We start from the raw sequence: 20,980 nt of genomic DNA, 5'->3' as shown, positions 1-20,980 counted from the left end.
GCAGGCTTCCCCTCAGATGTCCTTGATCAGCCACGAGTCGACCTGCGCCGACACCGCGGTGCCACTCACCGTGCAGATAACCGCAATGGAGGCCGCGCCCGCGATCGGCTGAGCCGGCCGGACATCGACGACGACGAACGTCGCGCCGGAGCCGTCGGTCTGCAGCGTGGTCGCCGGGGAGAACGGGATGATCGCGGCTCCCGGGTTCTGGGCGACGTAGTTGGACTGCGCGACCGCGGCGCACGCGTTCCAGGCGCTGCGGGCGTCGAGCGGTTGCGGGGTCGGCGACTCGGTCGCGCTCGGGGTCGGGCTCGCCGACGCGATCGCCGTCGCGTCCGCGGGCGCGGGTCCCGGCGAGCAGCCGCTCAACGCACCCGACAGGAACAGTGTCGCTGCGACGGCCGTGGCCGTCGTCAGAATCCCCCGATTCGACATGCCCGGAGCGTAGCAAGCCCTGCGGGGGCGCGTATACGCCCCCGAACGGCCGGGCGCGAGACCGCCACGCACGCCGCCCTCAGTCGAGCACGAGCTCCCGCACCGCGACACCGTACGGGTCGAGCGCCAGCTCGTCCGTCGTCTCGCCGCCCAGCGTCCGCAGCTCCCCCGCCACGACCGGCCGCACCGTGACCGGCGTCCCGTGCTGCGAGACGAACACCGCGAACCGGCGGCCGTCGTCGTGGACGAGCGTGTCGACGAAGACCCGCGGGTCGTCGAGGCGCACGTCCCGCTCGACGTCGGCCACCGCGGCGAGCGCGTCGTACAGCCGCCAGGTCTCCTCCGGATTGCTGCGGGCCCGGGCGGAGGCGAAGTACTCCAGCGGGTAGGTCGAGAGCACCGCACGGCCGGCGCCGTGCTCCTTGACCACGATCGCCGGGCGGCCGTGCGCGTCCACCGCGACGACCGTGCCGGAGGTCGCCCGCACCGGCAGGTACGTCCGGCCGTTCTCGTTGCCCGCCGCCGGGACAGTCAGCACCGTCCCCGCCGCCAGCGACCCGAAGTCCTGCGTGAACCGGATCGCCGCCTCCTCGTCGGTCACCGGCTCGGCGAGGCCGTAGGAGCTCGCCGGGCGGACGCCGAACAGCGCCTCCGTGTTCGTCCACCACGGACCGCGCTGCACGCCGCTGTCGCCGTGCGAGTACGACGCGTAGACGGTCGCGCCGTCCCGCGCCAGCTCCTCCAGCTGCAGCCAGGAGGTCGCGCAGAGCTGCTTGACCGACGGCAGCAGGTAGAGGCCGTAGCCGGCGGGGATGCCGCCGTCCTCCCGCTCCCGCACCACCGCGACCGGGATGTGCGCCTCGTGCGCTGCGAGGTAGGCCTGCTCGCCGGTCGCCACGATGTGGGCGCGCTCGGTCTCGTTCGTGAACGGGTAGTCCGCCTCCAGGTGCGACGGCACGACGATGGCGGCGTCCACCGGGGTGCGCCGCGCGTGCGGGAGGTCGATCGCAGCGAGGTCCGCGGCGAACCGCGCCAGCTCGCGCAGCGGCGGCTTGGGCGCGCCGTGCCGGTCGGTGATGCCGAAGTGCATCTCGAACGGGTGGTGCGAGTACGGCCGCTGGCCGGCGAGGTCGTCGTAGTCGGTGTTGTTCCAGGCGATCCAGCCCGTCGCGCCGGCGAGCAGGGTCGTGTAGAGCAGCTGGCGGTAGTACGACGCCGCGCCCTCGTCGGAGACGAAGTCGCTGGTCAGGCCGAACTCCTCCATGATGACCGGGAGGCCGACACCGGACAGCTCAGCGATGTACGCCGCCTTGAGGTGCTGGCGGGTCTGGTCGGTCTCCATCCGGTAGACGTGCGGCCCGACGAAGTCGGTGAACCGGGCGAGGTCGCGCACCGAGAAGCCGTTGTCGTGACCGGTCGTCTCGATGCCCCACGCGCCGTCGCCGACCGCGACCGGCTGGGTCCCGCCGCCCGCGCGGACCGCGTCAACCAGCAGCGACGCCCACGCGTCCACGATCGGGCGCGGCGCCTCCCCGCCGTAGATCGGCACCTCGTTGGTCAGCAGCCAGCCGGCCACCGCGGGATGCGCGGCGAACCGGGCGGTGAGCTCCCGCACGTACCAGGCCTGCCGACCGACGAACCAGACGTCGCGGTAGAGGTCGCGACCCTCCCGCCACGCCGGGTCCCAGTTCTCACCCGACATGTGGCCGACCAGGAAGGTCGGTACGGTCGTCATCCCGGTCTCGGTGTGCGCGTCCAGGAAGTCGGCGAAGTTGACCAGGCACTGCTCGTCGAGCGTGTCCGGGGTCGGGTGGAAGTCGGGCCAGTAGAAGAACGACCTGGTCATGTTGAGGCCGTGGTCGGCCAGCACGCGCAGCTCCTGGCGGAGGACCGCGGGGTCGTAGCGCTTCCACATGAGCGGGCCGCCGGTGCGCGACCAGAAGTTCGCTCCGAGCCAGACCACAGGCGATCCGTCGACGGCGAGGTGGGGGGACGGGCGGTCCATGATTCCTTTCGAGGGCTGGGTGTTGCCGGTGCTGCGCGTCACTTCACGGCGCCGGCGGTGAGCCCGGCCACGAAGTTCCGCTGCAGCAGGAGGAACGCGACCACGATCGGGATGGAGACCACGAGGGACGCCGCCATGATCTGGTTCCAGTACACGTTCGTCTGCGTCGAGTAGAGCTGCAGACCGACGGCCAGGGTGCGGTTCTCATCCGTCGTCATCACGGAAGCGAACAGCACCTCGCCCCAGCTGGTCATGAACGAGTAGATCGCGACCGCGATGAGGCCGGGCTTGGCCGCGGGCAGCACCACGTGCCAGAGCGCGCCCATCGGCCCGGAGCCGTCGACCATCGCGGCCTCGTCGAGCTCGCGCGGGATGCCGTCGAAGTAGCCGGCGAGCATCCAGATCGCGAACGGCAGCGCGAAGGTCAGGTAGGTGATCACCAGCCCCCAGCGGGTGCCGACCAGCTGGATGCCGACCGCCTGGTTGATGTTCACGAAGATGAGGAAGAGCGGCAGCAGGAAGAGCACGCCGGGGAACATCTGCGTGGACAGCACGGTCGTGGTGAAGACGCTGCGGCCCTTGAACCGGTAGCGCGACACCGCATAGGCGGCGAACACGGCGATGATCAGGCTGAGCACGGTCGCGGCCGTGGACACGATGACGCTGTTGACGAAGTACGACAGCAGCGGGACGGTCGACCACATGTCGATGAACGGCTGGAAGGTGATGTTCGTCGGCCACCAGGTGAAGGCGCCCTGCACGTCGGACAGCGGCTTCATCGACGACGTGATCATCACGTAGAGCGGCACCGCGGTGAACACTGTCAGGACGACGACGACGACCCAGCGGAAGACTTTGGACGAGACGGTCTCACGCATTGCGGTTCCTCCGGTTGAGCACGATCAGGTAGATGCCGGACACGATGAGCAGGAAGATCAGCAGCAGCACGCTCATCGCCGCTCCCGAGCCGAAGTTCCAGGTCAGGAACGACGCGTTGTAGATGTGGAACGAGATCAGGTCGCCCGCGGCGGGTTGGGCGTTGCCGAACAGGACGTACGGCGTGTTGAAGTCGTTGAACGTCCACAGGAACATCACCAGCAGCAGCACGGCGTTGACCGGCCGCAGCATCGGCAGCGTGATCGAGCGCCACTGCCGGAACGGCTTGGCGCCGTCCACCGCCGAGGCCTCGTAGACCTCGTCGGGGATCGACTGGAGGCCGGCCATCAGCATCAGGAAGGCGAACGGCCAGAGCCGCCAGATCGCGACGATGACGATCGACCAGAACGCGTTGTCGCCGATCAGCCAGAACGGCTTCTGGCCCGGAAGGCCGAGGTTGTCGAACAGGAAGTGGTTGACCGCCCCGGTGTCCTTCTGGAGCATGAACTTCCACGTGATGATGCCGGCGTAGAGCGGCAGCGCGTACGGCACCAGGAACAGCGTGCGGAAGAACCCGCGCCCGCGGAACCGACCCTGCAGGGCGACGGCCGCCGCCATCCCGAGCACCCAGGAGAGCCCGACGACGAGGATCGTGAAGCCGCAGGTGATGAGGAACGAGGTCAGCAGGCCGGCGCCGATGGACGTGTTGAAGTCCAGCGCGACCTGGTAGTTCTTGAGGCCGACGAACGGCGCCTCGCTCCAGTTTGCGATGACGAACTTGGTGAGCTGCAGGAAGCTGATCCAGATGCCGGTGAGCATCGGGATGACGTGGATGAGCAGCTCGAAGATGATGGCGGGCGCCAGCAGCACCAGCGGCAGCCACCAGCCCTTGGGCCGCTTGCGGCGGGTCTTCGCCGGGGCCGGCGCCTCGGCGGGGCTGGTCCGGACGGATGTCGTCGTCGACATGGAACTCCTTCGGTGGGTGCGGCGGCCGGGCGGGAGTCGCCTCCCGCCCGGCCATCGCTGTGGGGCTAGGGAGGCCTAGCCGCCGATCGACTGCTTCACCTGGTCCTGGGCGGTGCTGAGCGCCGACTTGATGTCGGAGTCGGAGACCGTGCCCCCGGTGGCGATCTTGGCGAACATGTCGTTCATGGCCTTGCCGACGGTGTTCTCGAACTGGTCCTCGGCCGGCACCAGCGGCAGCGGCTTGGACATCTCGTTGTAGATCTTCTGGAAGGTGGCGGCCTCGTCGGCGTTGTCGGTGAAGTTCGGCTTGGCGCCGTTCAGCACCGGCAGCGTCGAGTACGGCTTGCCGAGCGTGGACTGGGTCGACTCGCTCGTCATGTACTTGACGAACTCGAGGGCGGCGTCCTTGTTCTTGGTGTTCTTGAAGATCGACAGGTTGATGCCGGCGACGTGGCTGGCGACCGGCTTGCCGCCCTCGGGCGACGGGAACGGCACGACGCCGTACTGGTCGGCCTTCATCCCGTTGGCGTTGATCGAGGAGTCGGCGTTGTTCTGGCTGAGGATCATCGCGACCTTGCCGGTGGCGAAGTCGTTGACCGCCTGGACGCCGTTGTCGTACTGGGCGTTGGAGGTGTTGACGACCTTGTCGGCCTGCATCAGGTCGAGGTACCGCTTGATGCCGTCGATGTTCGCCTGGCTGGTGAACGTCGGGTTGCCCTTGCTGTCGAACCAGGAGCCGCCGTTCTGCGCGGAGTTGATGAACGCGAAGTGGGCGTTCTCGGTGTAGCTGCCGGCCGCGAGCGAGAAGCCGTACTGGGTGCCGTTCGTCAGCTTCTTGGCGTCGGTGACCAGCTCCTCCCAGGTGGTGGGCGCCTGGACGCCGGCGTCGGAGAACATCTTCTTGTTGTAGTAGAGGCCGTACGCGAGGCCGTAGAGCGGGACGCTGGTGACCGTCTTGCCGGCGGCGCCGCCGGTCTCCAGCGCGGTCTTCACGAACTTGTCGCTGCCGCCGATGGCCTTCATCTCGCTGTCGCCGAACGGCAGGAACGCCCCGGTCGCCTGCAGGGAGGCGGCCCAGGTGTTGCCGATGTTGAGCACGTCGGGGCCCTGCCCGGACGTGACGGCGGTCTGGATGCGCGTCTGCAGGTCGTTCCAGCCGATGACCTCGAGCTTGACCTTCACCCCGGTCTTCTTGGTGAAGTCGTCCAGCACCGGCGTCAGGACCTGCTTGTCGTTGTCGAGGCTGGTGCCCTGATTGCTCGCCCAGTAGGTGATGGTCGACCCGCTGGCCGACGACGTCGAACCGGTGCTGCTGCAGCCCGCCGCCACGAGCGAGATCGTGGCCGCCAGCGCTGCCGCGGCGATGACGCGTTTCCTCATTGTGACTCCTTCGTCTCGTGATGGGCGCCCCCGCTCCCGTCCCCTGGGAGCGCGCCCGACGCCACCGCGACTATAACTGAACCGGTTCAGTATTTCCAGCGTTGACACCTCGGGTATCGAGGGTATACAGCGCGGTCTCCCCGGCAGCGGGGGAGGCCGGCTCAGGCGGCGGCGCGGACGCTGGTCGACCGGACCACCAGCTCCGACGCGCGCGCGGTGCGCACGGGCGTCTCCACACCGGCGAGCTCGTCCAGCAGCATCCGGGTCGCGCGCCTGCCCTGCTCCTCCGGGAAACGGGCCAGCGCGGTCAGCGGCCGCGAGCCGAGCCGGCAGATCAGAGAGTCGTCCCAGCTGACCAGGGCGATGTCGTCGCGCCCGGCACGGGACAGTCCCGCCTGGGCGCCGAGGGCGAGCAGGTCGTTGGAGGTCACCATCGCCGTCAGCAGCGGGTCGGCCGCGTGCGCGGTCGCGATGCGCTCCCCGGCCTCCATCGAGTAGTCGGAGGGCTCCGACGCCGCCTGCATGCCGAGCCCGGCGGCGAACCGCGCGATCGCGGCCGCCCGGTCGCGCTCGTGCTCGAACTCGGCGGGCCCCTGCAGGTGCAGGATGCGGCGGTGGCCGAGCGCGTGCAGGTGCTCGACCAGGATGCGCGCGTCGCCGGACGCGTCGTAGAGCAGTACCCGTCCCGGCGCCAGCGCCTCGTCGTTCCCGTGCAGCACGAACGCCAGCCCGAGCTCGTCGAGCAGCGCGGGCCGCGGGTCGCCCACGGTGAGGTCGAAGAGCATCACCCCGTCCACCCGGCGCTCCGCGCTCCAGCGCCGGTAGGCGGCGAGGTCCTGGCCGTTCGCGCTGCCGATCATCCGCAGCAGCAGCGCCTGCCCGCTCTCGGCGAGCTCGGCCTCCACCCCGGCGAGCAGGCTCATGTAGTACGGCTCGGTGCCGAGCAGGGCCGGGTCGCGCCGCAGCACGATGCCGATGGCGTCGGACCGCGCCCGGGAGAGCGCACGGGCGCTGGAGCTGGGATGCCAGCCGAGCTCCTCGGCGAGGCCGAGGACACGGCGGCGGGTCTCCTCGCTCACCCCGGGCTGCCCGTTGAGCGCGTACGACACCGACGCCTTGGACAGGCCGAGTCGGTCGGCGAGGCCGCCGATCGTGACCCGCGTGGCTGACCCCACGACGCTCCTCTCCCGGCCGGCGGCACCGTGCGGCCGGTCGGGGCAAGAGTACCGCGGACTGAAGCGGTTCAGCGCTCGTGTCGCATGCGATGGTCCGTGGATCCGCGCCGGACGGTCTGCCCGGACTCGGCGCGCATTCGCGACGAACCTCCGCGGCGCCGTCCGGCAGAATGACGCGGAAGGACCTCGCCGGGGACGGCACCCGACGACCGCACCCGACGACCGCACCGACGACCGCGCACCAGGAAGGGCACCCGTGACGGCCACCGTGTTCGAACGAGAGGCACCAGAGGCGTCCGTGGTGAGCCACGCGCTCGCCGGCGCCCGGCAGTCCGTGTTCTGGATCGAGGACGCGCCGGGCGACGCCTACCCGCGGTTCCGCGGCGACGTCGAGTGCGACCTCGCCGTCGTGGGCGGCGGCTACACCGGGCTGTGGACGGCCCTGCTCGCCAAGCGCGAGAACCCGGCGGCGCGCGTCGTGCTGCTGGAGGGGCGCCGGATCGGCTGGGCGGCCTCCGGGCGCAACGGCGGCTTCTGCGAGGCGAGCCTGACGCACGGCGACGAGAACGGCCGGACCCGGTTCGGCCACGAGTTCGACGAGCTGCAGCGGCTCGGGATGGCGAACCTCGACGAGATCGAGGCGACCGTCGCCGAGCTGGGGCTCGACGCGGAGTTCGAGCGCAACGGCGCGATCGACCTCGCCACCGAGCCGCACCAGATCGAGTGGCTGCGGGAGGCGGCGGACGGCGAGGGCGCGGACGGCGAGGACGTGCGCTTCCTCGACCGGGAGGCCGTGCAGGCCCAGGTGCACTCCCCCACCTACCTCGGCGGCCTGCTCCGGACGCGCGACTCCGCACTGGTCCACCCGGCCAAGCTCGTCCGGGCGCTGGCCCGCGCCTGCGAGGCGGCCGGGGTCGAGCTCTTCGAGCACTCGCCGGTCGAGGGGATCGGCGACGGGACGACGCTGTACACGCCGGAGGGCGTCGTCCGGTCGAAGCGCACCGCGCTGGCCACCAACGTCTTCCCCAGCCTGCTCAAGCGCAACCGGCTGACGACCGTGCCGGTGTACGACTACGTGCTGATGACGGAGCCGCTGAGCGCCGAGCAGCTCGCGTCGATCGGCTGGTCGGGACGGCAGGGCCTCGGCGACTCCGCGAACCAGTTCCACTACTACCGGCTGACCCGCGACAACCGGATCCTGTTCGGCGGGTACGACGCCGTGTACCACTACGGCGGGCGGGTCCGCGAGCGCTACGAGGACCGGCCGGAGACCTTCCGGAAGTTGGCCGCGCACTTCTTCACGACCTTCCCGCAGCTGGAGGGCCTCACCTTCACGCACCGCTGGGCGGGCGCGATCGACACCTGCAGCCGGTTCTGCGCGTTCTTCGGCACCGCCCGCGGCGGTCGCGTGGCGTACGCCACCGGCTACACCGGGCTCGGCGTCGCGGCGACGCACTTCGGCGCCCAGGTGATGCTGGACCTGCTGGCCGGGCGGGAGACCGAGCGGACGAGCCTCGAGATGGTGCGCAGCCGGCCGCTGCCGTTCCCGCCGGAGCCCGCGGCCTCGATCGGCATCAACCTGACGCGCTGGTCCCTCGACCGCGCCGACCACAGCGAGGGGCGGCGCAACCTGTTCCTGCGCACGCTCGACGCCGTCGGGCTGGGGTTCGACTCGTGAGCGGCCCGCTGGACTCGACCGGCAGCGTCCCCGCGCTCGGGCTCCCCCTGGAACCGTCCCCGGACGACGCGCTGACCGCGCTGGCGGAGCTCGGCCGCTTCGCGGGGCTGGAGGTCGGCGTCTGGGAGATGGCGCCGGGGACCACGACCGACGTGGAGGCCGACGAGGTGTTCGTGGTCATCGCCGGGCGTGGACGCGTCGACTTCCCCGACACCGGCCGCCGGCTGGAGCTCGGCGTCGGCGACCTCGTCCGGCTGACCGCGGGCGACCGTACGGTCTGGACCGTCACCGAGACGCTCCGCAAGGTCTACCTGGCCCCGCCCGCCTGACGCGGATCGCGCGTATTCGTGCCGAATGTCGCGAATACGGCCGCGAAAGCCGACATTCGTGACGAATCGCGATTTCGCGATTCGGGCCGAATGTCGCGAATGCGGCGGCGAAAGGCGACATTCGTGGCGAATGTCGGGAGGCCGCGGCGCCGCGTCAGCTCCGGATGCGCCGCGCGAGCACGGCGGCGTGCAGCGCGCCGATGGTCTCGCCGTCGTCGAGGTCGAGGCCGAGCAGGTCCTCGATGAGCGCGATCCGCTGGTAGAACACCGACCGGGAGAGGTGGCTCGCGGCCGCGGCCCGGGTCCGGTTGCCCGGGTGGCTGAGGTAGGCGCGGAGCACCTCGATCAGGTCGCCGTCGTTGGCGAGGTCGTGCTCGATGAGCGGCCGGAGCATCCGCTCGGCGTACTCCTGCAGCCGCGGGTCGTCGCCGAACGCCGTGACCAGCCGCAGCAGCGGACGGCTCTCGGCGCGCTGCACGACCGCGTGCCTGCCGCGGCCGCCGCCGCCGCGGCCGGTCAGCTCCACGGCCTCCTCGACCGACGACAGCAGCCCGGGGATGCCGTGCGCGTCCGAGCCGACACCGACCACCGCGGCGTCGCCTCCCGCCAGCGCGTCGGCGACGGCGTCCGCCCCCGGCCGGCCCGACCGGGAGGACACGGCGACCACCAGCAGCCCGGGCGACGCCGGATGGGCGGCCGCGATGGCGTCGGACCCGGCCGCCCGCGCCGCCTCCAGCGCCCGCGCCGCGGACCCCGACTCGACCCGTCCCGACCGGGTGCGCACGGCGACGCCGGCGAGCACCCGGCCGGCGACCGGGAACCCGGACGCCTCGAACCGCGCCGCCATCCCGCCGTCGCCGGCGAAGCGCCGCCCCAGCAGCGCGCCGATCAACGCGACGTGGCTGCGCCGCGTCCACTCCTCCTCGTCGCGGTCGGCGAGACGGCTGAGCGCGAGGGCGACGGCCGCCTGCTCCAGCACGCTGGAGCGGCCGGCGGGATGCGGCTCCCCGGGGAGGGCGACCAGGTGGCCCCAGCGCATGCCGCGGGCCTCCACGGGCGTCAGCGTCCAGCCCGCCTCGCCCGCGCCCCGGTGCGCCGCCCGCGAGCGCTGCTCCCAGCGCTCGAGTTCGGCCTCGCCGTCGCCGACGTTCTCGGCGACCAGGACCTGGTGGCCGGTGTCCTCCAGCACCACCGGGCAGCGCAGCACGCGCGCCGCCTGCGCGACGATGAAGTCGGCGGGGCTGCCGCGCAGGCTGAGCCCCGTGAACAGCTCGCGGATCTCGTCCCGCGCCCGCAGCGCCACCGTCTGGTCGTCGATGATGCGCGCGTGCACGGCCTCCGTGATCGCGACGAACCGCGCCTCCCGGTGCAGGACCACGAACGGCAGTCCCGCGAGGCGGAACTCCTCGAGGAGCGGCGCGGGCGCCTCGGGGGTCCGCTCGCCCAGCTCCAGCACGAGCCCCGCGACCCCGGCGTCGGCGAGCTCGCGGCCGAGCGACCGCAGCGCGTGCTCGTCGTGCGACCAGCCGAGCCCGGTCGCCAGCAGCAGCTCGCCGCCGGACACCAGTCGCGCCACGTCGGCCGTCTCGGCCACGTGCACCCAGCGGACGAGCGCGTCGAGGCCGTCCTCCCCGGCCAGGACCTCCGGCAGCGCGTCGGCCACCGGGTCCATCCTCAGCACCTCGCGGACCGTCGGCAGGAGCATCCGCTCCGGTCCCGGACGAACTGTGTCGTCTTGCCCGAACGCCCGACGATCTGGCATCATCGATCGCTCCTCCGCTCTGTGATCATGGGGATTGCAAGCCTACTTCCCCCGCCGGGCATTCCGTCCGGCGCAGCATCCCCAGGAGGATCCCGTGGCCCTCATCCGCCACTTCGTGAACGGCGAGGAGTCCGGCGACCCGGCCCGCCTCGGCCCCGTCTTCGACCCCGCAACCGGCGTCCGGCAGCACGACGTCGTGCTCGCCAGCGCCGCAGAGACCGAGGCCGCGATCGCCGCGGCGAAGGCCGCCCTCCCGGGCTGGCGCGCCACCAGCCTGACCAAGCGCGCCGACGTGATGTTCCGGCTCCGCCACCTCCTCACCGAGCGCCGCTCCGAGCTCGCCGCGATCGTGACGAGCGAGCACGGCAAGGTGCTCTCCGACGCCGCCGGCGAGATCGCGCGCGGCCTCGAGAACGTCGAGTTCGCGTCCGGCCTCATCGACAAGCTCAAGGGCGAGTACAGCGAGCAGGTCTCCACCGGCATCGACGTGCACAGCGTCAAGCAGCCGGTCGGCGTCGTCGCGTGCATCACCCCGTTCAACTTCCCGGTCATGGTGCCGCTGTGGATGGTCGCGAGCGCGATCGCCTGCGGCAACACCGTCGTCCTCAAGCCCAGCGAGAAGGACCCGTCCGCGTCGGTCTTCCTGGCGAAGCTGTTCGCCGAGGCCGGGCTGCCGGCCGGCGTGCTGAACGTCGTGCACGGCGACAAGGAGGCCGTCGACACCCTGCTCGACTCCCCCGACGTCGCGGCCGTCTCCTTCGTCGGCTCCACGCCGATCGCCCGCTCGATCTACCAGCGCGCCGCCGCCAACGGCAAGCGCGTCCAGGCCCTCGGCGGGGCCAAGAACCACATGGTCGTCCTGGAGGACGCCGACATCGAGGCCGCGGCCGACGCCGCCGTCTCCGCCGCCTACGGCTCGGCGGGCGAGCGCTGCATGGCGGTCAGCGTGCTGGTCGCGGTCGGCGAGGCGGGCGACCGGCTCGTCCCGGCCATCCAGCGCCGGCTCGGCTCGCTCGCGATCGGCCCCGGCACCGACCCGGCCAGCGAGATGGGCCCGCTCATCACCCGCGAGCACCGCGACAAGGTCGCCTCCTACGTGGCGAAGGCCGCCGAACAGGGCGCCACGGTCGTCGTGGACGGCACCGCGCAGCAGTTCGACAACGACGGCTTCTTCGTCGGCGTCAGCCTGGTCGACCACGTGAAGCCGGGCACCGCGGTCTACGACGACGAGATCTTCGGACCGGTCCTCTCGGTCGTCCGCGTCGACACCTTCGACGAGGCGGTCGCCCTCATCAACGCCAACCCGTACGGCAACGGTGTCGCCCTCTTCACCCGGGACGGCGGCGCCGCCCGGCAGTTCGAGTTCGACGTGGAGGTCGGCATGGTCGGCATCAACGTGCCCATCCCGGTGCCGATCGGCGCCTACTCGTTCGGCGGCTGGAAGAACTCGCTGTTCGGCGACTCGCACATCTACGGTCCCGAGTCGTTCCACTTCTACACGCGCAGCAAGGTCGTGACGACGCGCTGGCCCGACCCGGTGCACTCGAAGATCGAGCTCGCGTTCCCCGGCAACTCCTGAGCCTCCCGAGAGAAGTCACGACATGACCGACACCATCGACACCACCGTCCGCACCGGCTTCACCGACCGTCGCGGCGTCTCGCACTCCTTCGGGGACGCCGACGCCGAGACGCAGGTCCGCAGCGACGACCGCAGCCACGTCTTCCACTCCTGGAGCGCCCAGGCGCAGATCGACCCGCTGCCGATCGCCGCGGGCGAGGGCTCGACGTTCTGGGATTACCGGGGCAACGCGTACCTCGACTTCAGCTCGCAGCTGGTCAACCTCAACCTGGGCCACCAGCACCCCGACCTCGTCGCCGCCATCCAGCAGCAGGCCGGCCGCCTCGCGACCATCCAGCCCTCGATGGCGAACGACGTGCGCGGCGAGCTCGCCCGACGGATCGCCCGGGTCGCGCCCGGCACGCTGAACCGGGTGTTCTTCACCAACGGCGGCGCGGACGCGAACGAGTACGCCGTGCGGATGGCCCGCCGGGTGACCGGACGGCGCAAGGTGCTGTCCATGTACCGCTCGTACCACGGCGGCACGGCGACGGCGATCTCGCTGACCGGCGACCCGCGGCGCTGGGCGAACGAGCCGAGCGACCCGTCCGTCGCGCACTTCTTCGGCCCGTACCTGTACCGCTCCGCGTTCCACTCCACCACCCCGGAGGAGGAGACGCAGCGCGCGCTGGAGCACCTGGAGAGCGTCATCGTCCTGGAGGGCGCCGCCACGGTCGCCGCGATCATCATCGAGACGATCGTGGGCACCAACGGCGTCCTGGTGCCGCCGCCCGGCTATCTCGCCGGCGTGCGTGCGCTGTGCGACAAGTACGGGATCGTCTACATCGCCGACGAGGTGATGGTCGGCTTCGGCCGGGTCGGCGAGTGGTTCGCGGTGGACGCGTTCGGGGTCGTGCCCGACCTCATCACCTTCGCGAAGGGCGTCAACTCCGGCTACGTTCCGCTCGGCGGCGTCGTCATCTCGGACGCGATCGCCTCGTTCTTCGACGACGTGTCGTTCCAGGGCGGCCTGACGTACTCGGGCCACCCGCTGGCCTGCGCCGCCGGCGTCGCCACGTTCGACGTGTTCGAGCGCGATGGCATCCTGGAGCGTGTGCGCGACCTCGGCGAGCGCGTCGTGGAGCCCGAGATCACCGCCTGGCTCGACCGGCACCCCTCGCTCGGCGAGGTCCGCGGCCGCGGCTTGTTCTGGGCGCTGGAGCTGGTGCGCGACCGCGAGACGCGCGAGCCGCTGGTGCCGTTCAACGCCGCAGGCGCCGATGCGGCCCCGATGGGCGAGGTCGCCGCGGCCTGCAAGGCGGCCGGCGTCTGGCCGTTCACGCACTTCAACCGCGTCCACATCGCCCCGCCGCTGGTGATCGAGGAGGACGAGCTCCGCCGCGGCCTCGCCGCGATCGACGCCGCCCTCACGGTCGCGGACCGCCACACCCGCTGACGCCGCGCGGCGAGCGGAGGAGACGCCGCCCCGCCGCCCCTCGGCAGTGAACGGAGGAGATCGGGCCGCCCCGCGGCCCGATCTCCTCCGCTGCCTACCCCCCGCGACCGACACCTACCCACGGCCCGCCCTAGCCGTCCGCACCCGCGCCCCCCGCAGCTAACGGAGGAGACTCCGCCCGCCACGCCGCCCATCGGCAGCGAACGGAGGGGATCGGGCCACGCCCCGGCCCGATCTCCTCCGCTGCCTACCCCTGCCGCGCCACCGACCCGGCTCGACCCCCGGCCCCCACCCGGCCCGGCACCTCCCACCTCCCTGCAGCTAACGGAGGACTTCCGGCCTCCCCGGACTCCGATCTCCTCCATTCCCTGCCGTCGCCCGGCGTGTCGCGGCCCATCTCCTCCGTTGCCGACATGGCGTCTGGGGCGGGAGGCGGCGCGCGGGATATCGTGACAGCATGAGCGAACCCGGGGACGGCCGCGTCGCGGTCTATATCGACTTCGACAACATCGTCATCTCCCGCTACGACCAGGTGCACGGCCGCGGGTCGTTCATGCGCGACCGGCAGAAGTCGGGCACGCAGCCGAAGCCCGCCTTCGTCGCGAAGCTCGCGGAGGCGCGCGTCGACCTGGGGGCGGTCATCGACTTCGCGTCCTCGTTCGGCACGCTCGTGCTCACCCGCGCGTACGCCGACTGGTCCGCCGCGGTGAACGCCGAGTATCGCGGCCAGCTCGTCGGCCGCGCGGTCGACCTGGTGCAGCTCTTCCCGGCCGCGGCCTACGCGAAGAACGGCGCCGACATCCGCCTCGCGGTCGACGCGGTGGAGGACCTGTTCCGGCTCCCCGAGCTCACCCACGTCGTCATCGTGGCGGGCGACTCCGACTACATCCCGCTGGCCCAGCGGATCAAGCGCCTCGGCCGGTACGTGATCGGCATCGGCGTCGCCGGGTCGACGGCGCGCTCGCTGGCGGCCGCGTGCGATGAGTTCGTCAGCTACGACGACCTCCCCGGCATCGCCCGTGACGAGGCGGCGGAGGCGGAGGCGGCGGTCGTGGCGGCGCCTACCGAGCAGGAGGCGGACGCGACTCCGGCCGCTCCCCCGAGCGCCTCCCGCGGCCGTTCCGCCTCTCGATCGAAGGCGGCTGCCGCCGAGGCGGAGGCCGGACAGACCGCCGAGCCGGCCACCCGCCCCGCGCGCAAGCGCAAGGCGGCGACCCCCGAGCCGGAGGCCGAGGAGGAGACCGCCGAGGACCCCCAGGTCGTCGCCACGCGCCTCCTCGCCCGGGCGATGCAACTCGGCCACGAGAAGGACGACACCGAGTGGCTGCACAGCTCGTCGGTGAAGGGCCAGATGAAACGCATGGACCCGTCCTTCAGCGAGAAGGCCCTCGGCTACCGGTCCTTCAGCGACTTCATCAAGTCCCGCAGTGACCTGGTGGAGCTCGACGACAGCTCCACCGCGCAGGTCCTCCGGCTCGCCCCCACCCGCTCGCGCCGCGTCCGGCACAGCGGCAAGGCCTCCGACGCGGTGTCGGCCTCATGAGCGCGCCCGGTGTCGAGCGCGGGAACGCGGAGCGTCCCGGCGTCGTGACCGCCGTCGCCATCCTGTGCTGGCTGGTCGGCACGGTCGAGCTGATCCTCAGCGTGCTGCTGATCGTGCTCGCGGCGATCCGGGGCATCCTCCCCGCGAGCGAGACCGGCGACATCCTGGTCTCCACGATCGGCTACCTCATCGTCGCGGTCGCGTACATCGCGGTCGGGTTCGGCGTCTTCCGCGGCGTCGACCTCGCCCGGGTGATCGTGCTGCTGGCGAGCGTGGTCCACCTCGGCGTCGGCCTCTACACGGCGCTCACGACGCAGCCGGTCGCCGGCATCCTGTCGATGGGTCTCGCCGTCGCCATCGCGCTGCCGCTCTGGGTGGGCCGCGGCGCGGCGTGGTTCGGCGGCGACCGCCCGACGACGCCGCCGTCGTCCTGAGCGCGCGTCATTCTGAGCGCGCGCCCAGGCTCCCCGCGTTGACTGTCGGCATGGCACGAGTGTGGTTGGCAGAGCAGTGGGGATCCCCGGACACGTGGACGTTCGCCGAGCGGGAGGTGCCGCATCCCGGACCCGGTGAGGTGACGATCCGGGTGCGCGCCGCGGGCGTCAACCCGGCGGACTACAAGCACGTCTCCCGCCCGCGCCCGGGCCTCGAGCTCCCCGTGGCGATCGGCTACGAGGCGGCCGGCGAGCTGGTGGAGCTCGGTCCGGGCACCGAGATCGCGTCGGGAGGCGGCGCGCCGGGCGACCCGGTCGTCGCGTTCCGCATCCAGGGCGGCTACGCCACGGAGATCACCGTCCCGGCCGCCGACGTCTTCGCCAAGCCCGCCGCGCTCACCGACGAGGAGGCCGCTAACCTGCTCCTCGCCGGGGCGACGGCCGCGCAGATGCTCGACGTGACCCGCGTCGGCGCCGGAGACACCATCCTCGTCCACGGCGCGTCCGGCGCGGTGGGCGTGAGCGTCCTGCAGCAGGCGGCGGAGCTCGGTGCGCACGTCATCGGAACCGCGAGCGAGGCCAGCTTCGCCCGGGTGCGGCGCTTCGGCGGCATCCCCGTCGCCTACGGCCCCGGGCTCGCCGACCGGGTGCGGGACGCCGCGAAGGGCCCGATCGCCGCCGCCCTCGACACCGTCGGCACGGACGAGGCGATCGACGTCTCCCTCGAGCTGGTCGCCGACCGCGACCGCATCGTCACGATCGTCGACACCGGCCGTGCCGGGGCGGAGGGTATCCACCTCATCTTCGGCGCCCAGCCGGAGAGCGCCGCCTTCCGCGACGCCGTGCGGCCGCGGCTGCTGGCGCTCGCGGCGGAGGGCCGCCTCCAGGTGCCGATCGCGCGCACGTACCCGCTCGCCGAGGCGCCGGAGGCGCTGCGCTTCCTCGCGGAGGGGCACCCGGGAGGGAAGATCGCGCTGCTGCCGTGACGCGCACTGTCGTCGTGAGGCCCGGCCGGCTCAGTGGTGGAACGCCACCCGCTCCGGCCCCGGCATCGGCGCCTTCAGCTGGTCCAGCTCCTGCACGCTCGTCCGTATCGCGTCGACCAGCCCGCCCGCCAGATCGCGGCTGAGCCCGTTGCGGACCACGGCCCGCTGCACGGTCACGTCGGTGAGCGCCTCCGGCATCGGGTAGGCGGGCACCAGCCAGCCGCGCGTCCGCAGCCGCATCGACAGGTCGTACAGCGTCCAGGGCTCGTCGTGGTCGGCCTTCAGCTGCCACGCCGCGACCGGGATGTCGGAGCCGTCCGTCCAGATGTCGAACCGGTCCAGGGCGCGCACCTCGTCGGCGAGGTAGCGGGCGACGTCCCGGGAGGCGGACTGCACGCGCGTGTAGCCGTCGAACCCCAGGCGCAGGAACTGGTAGTACTGCAGCAGCACCTGCGCGCCCGGCCGGGAGAAGTTGATCCCGAACGTGGGCATCGAGCCCCCGAGGTAGCTGACCTTGAAGATCAGCTCCTCGGGCAGCAGGTCGGCCTCCCGCCAGACCACCCAGCCGATCCCGGGATACACGAGCCCGTACTTGTGCCCGGAGGTGTTGATGGACGCCACCCGCTCCAGCCGGAAGTCCCAGACGATGTCGGGCTGGATGAACGGCGCCACCATCGCGCCGGACGCGCCATCGACGTGGATGGGGATGTCCAGCCCGGTCTTCTTCTGGATCGCGTCGAGCGCGTCGCTGATCGCCTGCACCGGCTCGTACATCCCGGTGTAGGTGACGCCCATGATCGCGACGACGCCGATCGTGTTCTCGTCCACGTACCCGTCGAGCCCGTCCCCGTCGAGCGTCTTGTGGTCGAGCGAGATCGGCACGAACCGCGGCTCGACCTCGAAGTAGTTGCAGAACTTCTCCCAGCAGACCTGCACGGCGGCGCTCATCACGAGGTTGGGCTTCTCGGTCGACAGCCCGGCCGCGCGCCGCCGCTGCTGCCAGCGCCGCTTCAGCGCGAGCCCGCCGAGCATGCACGCCTCGGACGAGCCGATGGTGGAGGTGCCGATCGACTTCGCCGGGTCCGGCGCGTTCCACAGCCCGGCGAGCATCCGCCAGCACCGCGTCTCGATGGCGGCGGTCTGCGGGTACTCGTCCTTGTCGACGATGTTCTTGTCGACGGCCTCCGAGTAGAGCCGCCCGGCCTGATCCTCCATCCAGGTGCCGACGAAGGTGGCCAGGTTCAGCCGGGCGTTCCCGTCCAACATGGCCTCGTCGTGCACCACCTGGAACGCCGTGTCCGGCAGCGACTCCCCCTCCGGGAGGGTGAACCGCGGGAACTCGGTCGCCTCCCCGGCGCGCGAGAACACGGGGTTCAGACCGACGGGCTCCTCGGGGGACTCGTAACCGTGCCGCATGGAGCCGAGCCTATGCCAGGGAGGCTGGATGTCGCAGGGCCGCTATATGCGGGTTCATTCACGCGGTTACGGACGCGGTGACTGCCGTGGTGCTCACCCGTCGAAATCAGGCTCGGTCTTCCCCGAAGATCGCTTACATGCTAGTTTTTAGCCAAACATTTTAGATGTCTATTTCTGGCGATCAATGATGAGGTTCTCATGCACCACAAGATTCTCCGACCTGCGATTTCGCTAGCCGCTGCGGCGTTGCTTGTCGTCTCCGCAGCCACGCCGGCCCAGAGCATCGAGCGACAGTCGAGCCCGTCGGACTCGAACGGAGTTTCAGCGCGTGCCGATGTCGAGCAGGAGCCGAGATTCGGTTTGGAGGAGATGATTCAGGGCATCGTCTTCGCCAAGGGCCCCGTCGCAGAGGCTCTCGATCGAGTCGTCGACTATCCGTCGAATCTCACGACGGAAGATCTCGTGGTCGTCCAGGAGGTGGAGGCTCGACTCACGGCATCGATGATCGCGGCAGACGGCGACAAACTCATGGCCGCCTTCCCGAGCATCACCTCAGGTGACCCGTATCAGGTGCAATCTGCTCTCGGGATCTTCGGGACTTCATTCGCGGAAGCCCTCGATCGCGAATACCCCGGAGCCAGCGGCACGCCCATCCGCTCCGCCCGCTGCGGCATCGTGGCGGTCTGCGCTGCGGTGTCGGTCGCTGCCATCGCCCTCGGAGCGGCCATCGCAGTCGTCGCTTTCAACGTCGCTGGGGCTGTCAACATGGTCTACAACCAGAACGGCCTGTGGGACACGAACGGGGTCTTCAACGGGAAGAAGGCACCGCACGCAACGAACCCCACCGAGTTGGTCCAGAGCTATCCGACTCTCTCCGAGAGCGAAGAGGTCCGCCGAATCACCGTCGCGCTTCGCGCTTCGTGAGCGTCAGAGGTGCGCAAGACGCGACGTTCCGCGATGACATTCACGGCGACGACGTCTCTCGTCGCAGTGATCGCAGGAATGTCCATCCTCGGCAACAAGTTTCCGTCGAACGTGTTCACCCCGGCGGGACCGGACGGCGCGACGAGAACGATGTCCATGGTCTTTCTTCAAGGGTGGGGATTCTTCACGCGCGATGCCCGGGAGGATCGCGTCAGCGTTGCGATCATGCAACACGGAGCCTCGACGTGGGAGATTCTCGACCAGGACTCCATCGTCCAGCCGAAATACATGTTCGGCCTCTCGCGGCTTTCCAGAGCCGAGTCCGTCGATATCAACGTTTTGTATTCAGCAATCGACGAGGACGCTGAATGGGTCGAGTGCCCGGCACCCCAGGACTTGACCGGATGCATCGAGCCGCTGGTACCCATCACCCGCGTCGCCCTTTCGCCTGCCCGGCCTGAACCACTGTGCGCCAGCAGTGTCGCGCTTGTGCGTCAGACTCCGATCCCGTACGGGTACCGAGAGCTCACACGCACCAAGCAGACTCGGGTTCTTGCTCTCACGGTGGACTGCGATGTTTGACAGACGGATCGATGCACTCGGCACGTGGGCGCTCGTACGGCTCGGACGGGATCCATTCGGACTCCAGGTGTTCGTCGCCCGAGCGGTACTAGCTCTTGGCACCTTTCTGACACTCGTGTGCAATCCAGCCGCAATCCTTCTGCACTCCGGCGACCCCTCGGCGACTCAGGCCGTCAGCTGCGTCGATGTCGGTTCAGCTGGAGCGTTCTGCATCGCTGGGGGAGGCGATCTCGACACCGTTCGTTTGGTTCTCGCGATCTTCTGCCTTCCGACGATTCTCGGAATCGTCCCCGCGGTGAGTGGGTGGCTTCACGCCTACGCGGCGTTCAGCCTCTCGAGCAACGCAATCGGCATCGAGGGCGGGGATCAGCTCACCGTGACCCTGGCCATTCTTCTGTCCGTCGCCAGCCTCACCGATCGACGGTTGACGGCCTTCACCGAGAATCGACGACCCGGAACCCACGTCCGATTCGTCCTCTCCAACATGCTGCTCTGGGTGTGCACGATTCAGGTCGCCTACGTCTATGTCGAGGCCGCCCTCGTCAAACTCGGTCATCCGATCTGGGCCGAAGGTACCGCCTTGTGGTACTGGGCACAGAACTCGGGCTTCGGTGTGAGCAAAGACGGCGAGAGCTTGCTCCTTGATCTCCTTGCTGCTCCCGTGATCAGCGCGGCCGCTACCTGGGGGACGATGATTCTGGAATTGGTGATCGCCGCCTTCTTGGTATTCGGCTGGCGCCGTAGGCGGCTTCGGCTCGCTGCGCTTGTTCTGGGCCTCGGCTTCCATCTGGTGATAGCCGCAGTGATGGGACTCGTCACATTCTTCATCGCCATGACCGGTGCCCTCGTCATCAGCTGCTGGCGGCCCCGGGATGGCTATCCCCTCCGGTTGTTCCGACGCTTGCGTCGCACCGCGTTGAGTACACCTGGACGAAAGCCGACCTATGAAGGCACCCGTGTTGCCTGAACTCGCCCTCACGCTGCTCGTGTCAGCCATCCCAGCCGTGACCTACCTGCTCACGCTTCTCGCGATCAAGGTCGGACCCAATCCACTGGTCGGGTTCAGGATCTCGAGCGCCATGAGAGACGAGCATGTGTGGAGTGCGGTGCACCGCTCTCTGCTTCCGTTGCTGATCAAGCAGTTGTTGCTCTCTCTTGCCGCGGTTCCCGTGGTCCTCGGTCTCTATGTCTTCCCCGCGAGCTTTCCTTTCCTCCTGGTGTCGTTGATCGCGGTCATGCTCTGGGCTGTAGCGGTCGCCATTCGACACGCGTTGCGGGCCATCGATGCGAACAGGTGATGCTCCCCTGTGGCCTCGGAAGCTAGCCGCAGCGATAGCCGTCCTCCTCCCACCGGCAGCCGTCCTCTGCTCCTGGCTCGTCTGGAAAGGGGAGCTCCCGATCGCGGTCGGTACCCACTGGTCCGGGCCCGGTCCAGCCGACCGCTCCACTCCCACGCAGGAGTTCTTCGCCGGGGC

General features: G+C 70.4%; 19 protein-coding genes. 11 read left to right on the top strand and 8 right to left on the bottom strand.

The annotated features are described in order from the left end of the window. Positions 1–12 precede the first annotated feature (12 nt). The 6 genes from HNR13_RS09250 to HNR13_RS09225 form a co-directional block, all read right to left on the bottom strand. Positions 13–435 carry a hypothetical protein gene (locus HNR13_RS09250; RefSeq protein ID WP_179605482.1) on the bottom strand — a complete coding sequence of 141 codons (423 nt, stop codon included), beginning with the start codon at positions 433–435 and terminating at the stop codon, positions 13–15. A gap of 79 nt (positions 436–514) precedes the next feature. Further along, on the bottom strand, positions 515–2,440 hold the full coding sequence (locus HNR13_RS09245; RefSeq protein ID WP_179605481.1) for a cellulase family glycosylhydrolase: 1,926 nt from the start codon (positions 2,438–2,440) through the stop codon (positions 515–517). A 38-nt stretch (positions 2,441–2,478) separates the two neighbouring features. After that, on the bottom strand, positions 2,479–3,318 hold the full coding sequence (locus HNR13_RS09240; RefSeq protein ID WP_179605480.1) for a carbohydrate ABC transporter permease: 840 nt from the start codon (positions 3,316–3,318) through the stop codon (positions 2,479–2,481). Beyond that, positions 3,311–4,282, bottom strand: coding sequence for a carbohydrate ABC transporter permease (locus HNR13_RS09235; RefSeq protein ID WP_179605479.1), 972 nt, complete (start codon positions 4,280–4,282; stop codon positions 3,311–3,313). The genes HNR13_RS09240 and HNR13_RS09235 overlap by 8 nt, the downstream gene beginning before the upstream one ends. A 75-nt stretch (positions 4,283–4,357) precedes the next feature. Next, entirely contained in the window at positions 4,358–5,662 is a 1,305-nt protein-coding gene (locus tag HNR13_RS09230) for an ABC transporter substrate-binding protein (protein WP_179605478.1), read from the bottom strand. A 161-nt stretch (positions 5,663–5,823) separates the two neighbouring features. After that, positions 5,824–6,837 (bottom strand): substrate-binding domain-containing protein, encoded by a 1,014-nt coding sequence (locus HNR13_RS09225; protein ID WP_179605477.1) that lies wholly within the window; start codon positions 6,835–6,837, stop codon positions 5,824–5,826. Positions 6,838–7,093: 256 nt separating this feature from the next. Here HNR13_RS09225 and HNR13_RS09220 point away from each other — a divergent pair, with 256 nt between their 5' ends. Further along, entirely contained in the window at positions 7,094–8,515 is a 1,422-nt protein-coding gene (locus HNR13_RS09220; protein WP_179605476.1) for an FAD-dependent oxidoreductase, read from the top strand. Further along, on the top strand, positions 8,512–8,844 hold the full coding sequence (locus tag HNR13_RS09215; protein WP_343063515.1) for a cupin domain-containing protein: 333 nt from the start codon (positions 8,512–8,514) through the stop codon (positions 8,842–8,844). Before HNR13_RS09220 ends, HNR13_RS09215 begins: the two co-directional genes overlap by 4 nt. Positions 8,845–8,998: 154 nt before the next feature. On the opposite strand, the gene HNR13_RS09210 is transcribed toward HNR13_RS09215, so the two are convergent. Next, positions 8,999–10,609, bottom strand: a complete 1,611-nt coding sequence (locus HNR13_RS09210) for a PucR family transcriptional regulator (protein ID WP_246312738.1) — start codon at positions 10,607–10,609, stop codon at positions 8,999–9,001. Positions 10,610–10,700: 91 nt separating this feature from the next. Here HNR13_RS09210 and HNR13_RS09205 point away from each other — a divergent pair, with 91 nt between their 5' ends. The 5 genes from HNR13_RS09205 to HNR13_RS09185 all read left to right on the top strand — a co-directional run bounded on the left by HNR13_RS09205 (position 10,701) and on the right by HNR13_RS09185 (position 16,583). Then, the gene (locus HNR13_RS09205) at positions 10,701–12,185 is read left to right on the top strand and encodes a CoA-acylating methylmalonate-semialdehyde dehydrogenase (protein ID WP_179605475.1); all 1,485 of its coding nucleotides are present in this window, start codon (positions 10,701–10,703) and stop codon (positions 12,183–12,185) included. Positions 12,186–12,207: 22 nt separating this feature from the next. After that, the gene (locus HNR13_RS09200; RefSeq protein ID WP_179605474.1) at positions 12,208–13,620 is read left to right on the top strand and encodes an aspartate aminotransferase family protein; all 1,413 of its coding nucleotides are present in this window, start codon (positions 12,208–12,210) and stop codon (positions 13,618–13,620) included. A 457-nt stretch (positions 13,621–14,077) separates the two neighbouring features. Next, the gene (locus HNR13_RS09195) at positions 14,078–15,163 is read left to right on the top strand and encodes an NYN domain-containing protein (RefSeq protein ID WP_179605473.1); all 1,086 of its coding nucleotides are present in this window, start codon (positions 14,078–14,080) and stop codon (positions 15,161–15,163) included. Next, on the top strand, positions 15,160–15,597 hold the full coding sequence (locus HNR13_RS09190; protein WP_179605472.1) for a hypothetical protein: 438 nt from the start codon (positions 15,160–15,162) through the stop codon (positions 15,595–15,597). Before HNR13_RS09195 ends, HNR13_RS09190 begins: the two co-directional genes overlap by 4 nt. A 50-nt stretch (positions 15,598–15,647) precedes the next feature. Beyond that, positions 15,648–16,583, top strand: a complete 936-nt coding sequence (locus HNR13_RS09185; protein WP_179605471.1) for a quinone oxidoreductase family protein — start codon at positions 15,648–15,650, stop codon at positions 16,581–16,583. 30 nt (positions 16,584–16,613) lie between these two features. Here the strand turns inward: HNR13_RS09185 and gad are convergent, their stop codons facing one another. Further along, positions 16,614–17,999 carry a glutamate decarboxylase gene (gene gad, locus HNR13_RS09180; RefSeq protein ID WP_179605470.1) on the bottom strand — a complete coding sequence of 462 codons (1,386 nt, stop codon included), beginning with the start codon at positions 17,997–17,999 and terminating at the stop codon, positions 16,614–16,616. 198 nt (positions 18,000–18,197) lie between these two features. Between gad and HNR13_RS09175 the strand changes: the two genes are divergently transcribed. The 4 genes from HNR13_RS09175 to HNR13_RS09160 all read left to right on the top strand — a co-directional run bounded on the left by HNR13_RS09175 (position 18,198) and on the right by HNR13_RS09160 (position 20,803). Beyond that, positions 18,198–18,923 carry a sporulation delaying protein family toxin gene (locus HNR13_RS09175; RefSeq protein WP_179605469.1) on the top strand — a complete coding sequence of 242 codons (726 nt, stop codon included), beginning with the start codon at positions 18,198–18,200 and terminating at the stop codon, positions 18,921–18,923. A 78-nt stretch (positions 18,924–19,001) separates the two neighbouring features. Beyond that, positions 19,002–19,505: an SdpA family antimicrobial peptide system protein gene (locus tag HNR13_RS09170; protein ID WP_179605468.1), complete on the top strand. Its 504-nt coding sequence runs from the start codon at positions 19,002–19,004 to the stop codon at positions 19,503–19,505. After that, positions 19,498–20,472 carry an HTTM domain-containing protein gene (locus HNR13_RS09165; RefSeq protein ID WP_179605467.1) on the top strand — a complete coding sequence of 325 codons (975 nt, stop codon included), beginning with the start codon at positions 19,498–19,500 and terminating at the stop codon, positions 20,470–20,472. Before HNR13_RS09170 ends, HNR13_RS09165 begins: the two co-directional genes overlap by 8 nt. Continuing rightward, positions 20,462–20,803 (top strand): SdpI family protein, encoded by a 342-nt coding sequence (locus tag HNR13_RS09160; RefSeq protein ID WP_179605466.1) that lies wholly within the window; start codon positions 20,462–20,464, stop codon positions 20,801–20,803. The genes HNR13_RS09165 and HNR13_RS09160 overlap by 11 nt, the downstream gene beginning before the upstream one ends. The last annotated feature ends 177 nt before the right edge of the window (positions 20,804–20,980 follow it).

This window comes from Leifsonia shinshuensis (assembly GCF_013410375.1).
Classification (GTDB): Bacteria; Actinomycetota; Actinomycetes; order Actinomycetales; family Microbacteriaceae; genus Leifsonia; species Leifsonia shinshuensis.
Note: the sequence above shows the minus strand (reverse complement) of the source record. Positions and strands in the feature narration are given on the sequence as shown.

What these genes read in the sequence shown, in the direction of transcription:
- HNR13_RS09250 (WP_179605482.1), bottom strand. Translation starts at nt 435, where the DNA reads ATGTCGAATCGGGGGATTCTGACGACGGCCACGGCCGTCGCAGCGACA.
- HNR13_RS09245 (WP_179605481.1), bottom strand. Translation starts at nt 2,440, where the DNA reads ATGGACCGCCCGTCCCCCCACCTCGCCGTCGACGGATCGCCTGTGGTC.
- HNR13_RS09240 (WP_179605480.1), bottom strand. Translation starts at nt 3,318, where the DNA reads ATGCGTGAGACCGTCTCGTCCAAAGTCTTCCGCTGGGTCGTCGTCGTC.
- HNR13_RS09235 (WP_179605479.1), bottom strand. Translation starts at nt 4,282, where the DNA reads ATGTCGACGACGACATCCGTCCGGACCAGCCCCGCCGAGGCGCCGGCC.
- HNR13_RS09230 (WP_179605478.1), bottom strand. Translation starts at nt 5,662, where the DNA reads ATGAGGAAACGCGTCATCGCCGCGGCAGCGCTGGCGGCCACGATCTCG.
- HNR13_RS09210 (WP_246312738.1), bottom strand. Translation starts at nt 10,609, where the DNA reads ATGATGCCAGATCGTCGGGCGTTCGGGCAAGACGACACAGTTCGTCCG.
- HNR13_RS09200 (WP_179605474.1), top strand. Translation starts at nt 12,208, where the DNA reads ATGACCGACACCATCGACACCACCGTCCGCACCGGCTTCACCGACCGT.
- HNR13_RS09195 (WP_179605473.1), top strand. Translation starts at nt 14,078, where the DNA reads ATGAGCGAACCCGGGGACGGCCGCGTCGCGGTCTATATCGACTTCGAC.
- HNR13_RS09190 (WP_179605472.1), top strand. Translation starts at nt 15,160, where the DNA reads ATGAGCGCGCCCGGTGTCGAGCGCGGGAACGCGGAGCGTCCCGGCGTC.
- HNR13_RS09185 (WP_179605471.1), top strand. Translation starts at nt 15,648, where the DNA reads ATGGCACGAGTGTGGTTGGCAGAGCAGTGGGGATCCCCGGACACGTGG.
- gad (WP_179605470.1), bottom strand. Translation starts at nt 17,999, where the DNA reads ATGCGGCACGGTTACGAGTCCCCCGAGGAGCCCGTCGGTCTGAACCCC.
- HNR13_RS09175 (WP_179605469.1), top strand. Translation starts at nt 18,198, where the DNA reads ATGCACCACAAGATTCTCCGACCTGCGATTTCGCTAGCCGCTGCGGCG.
- HNR13_RS09170 (WP_179605468.1), top strand. Translation starts at nt 19,002, where the DNA reads ATGTCCATCCTCGGCAACAAGTTTCCGTCGAACGTGTTCACCCCGGCG.
- HNR13_RS09165 (WP_179605467.1), top strand. Translation starts at nt 19,498, where the DNA reads ATGTTTGACAGACGGATCGATGCACTCGGCACGTGGGCGCTCGTACGG.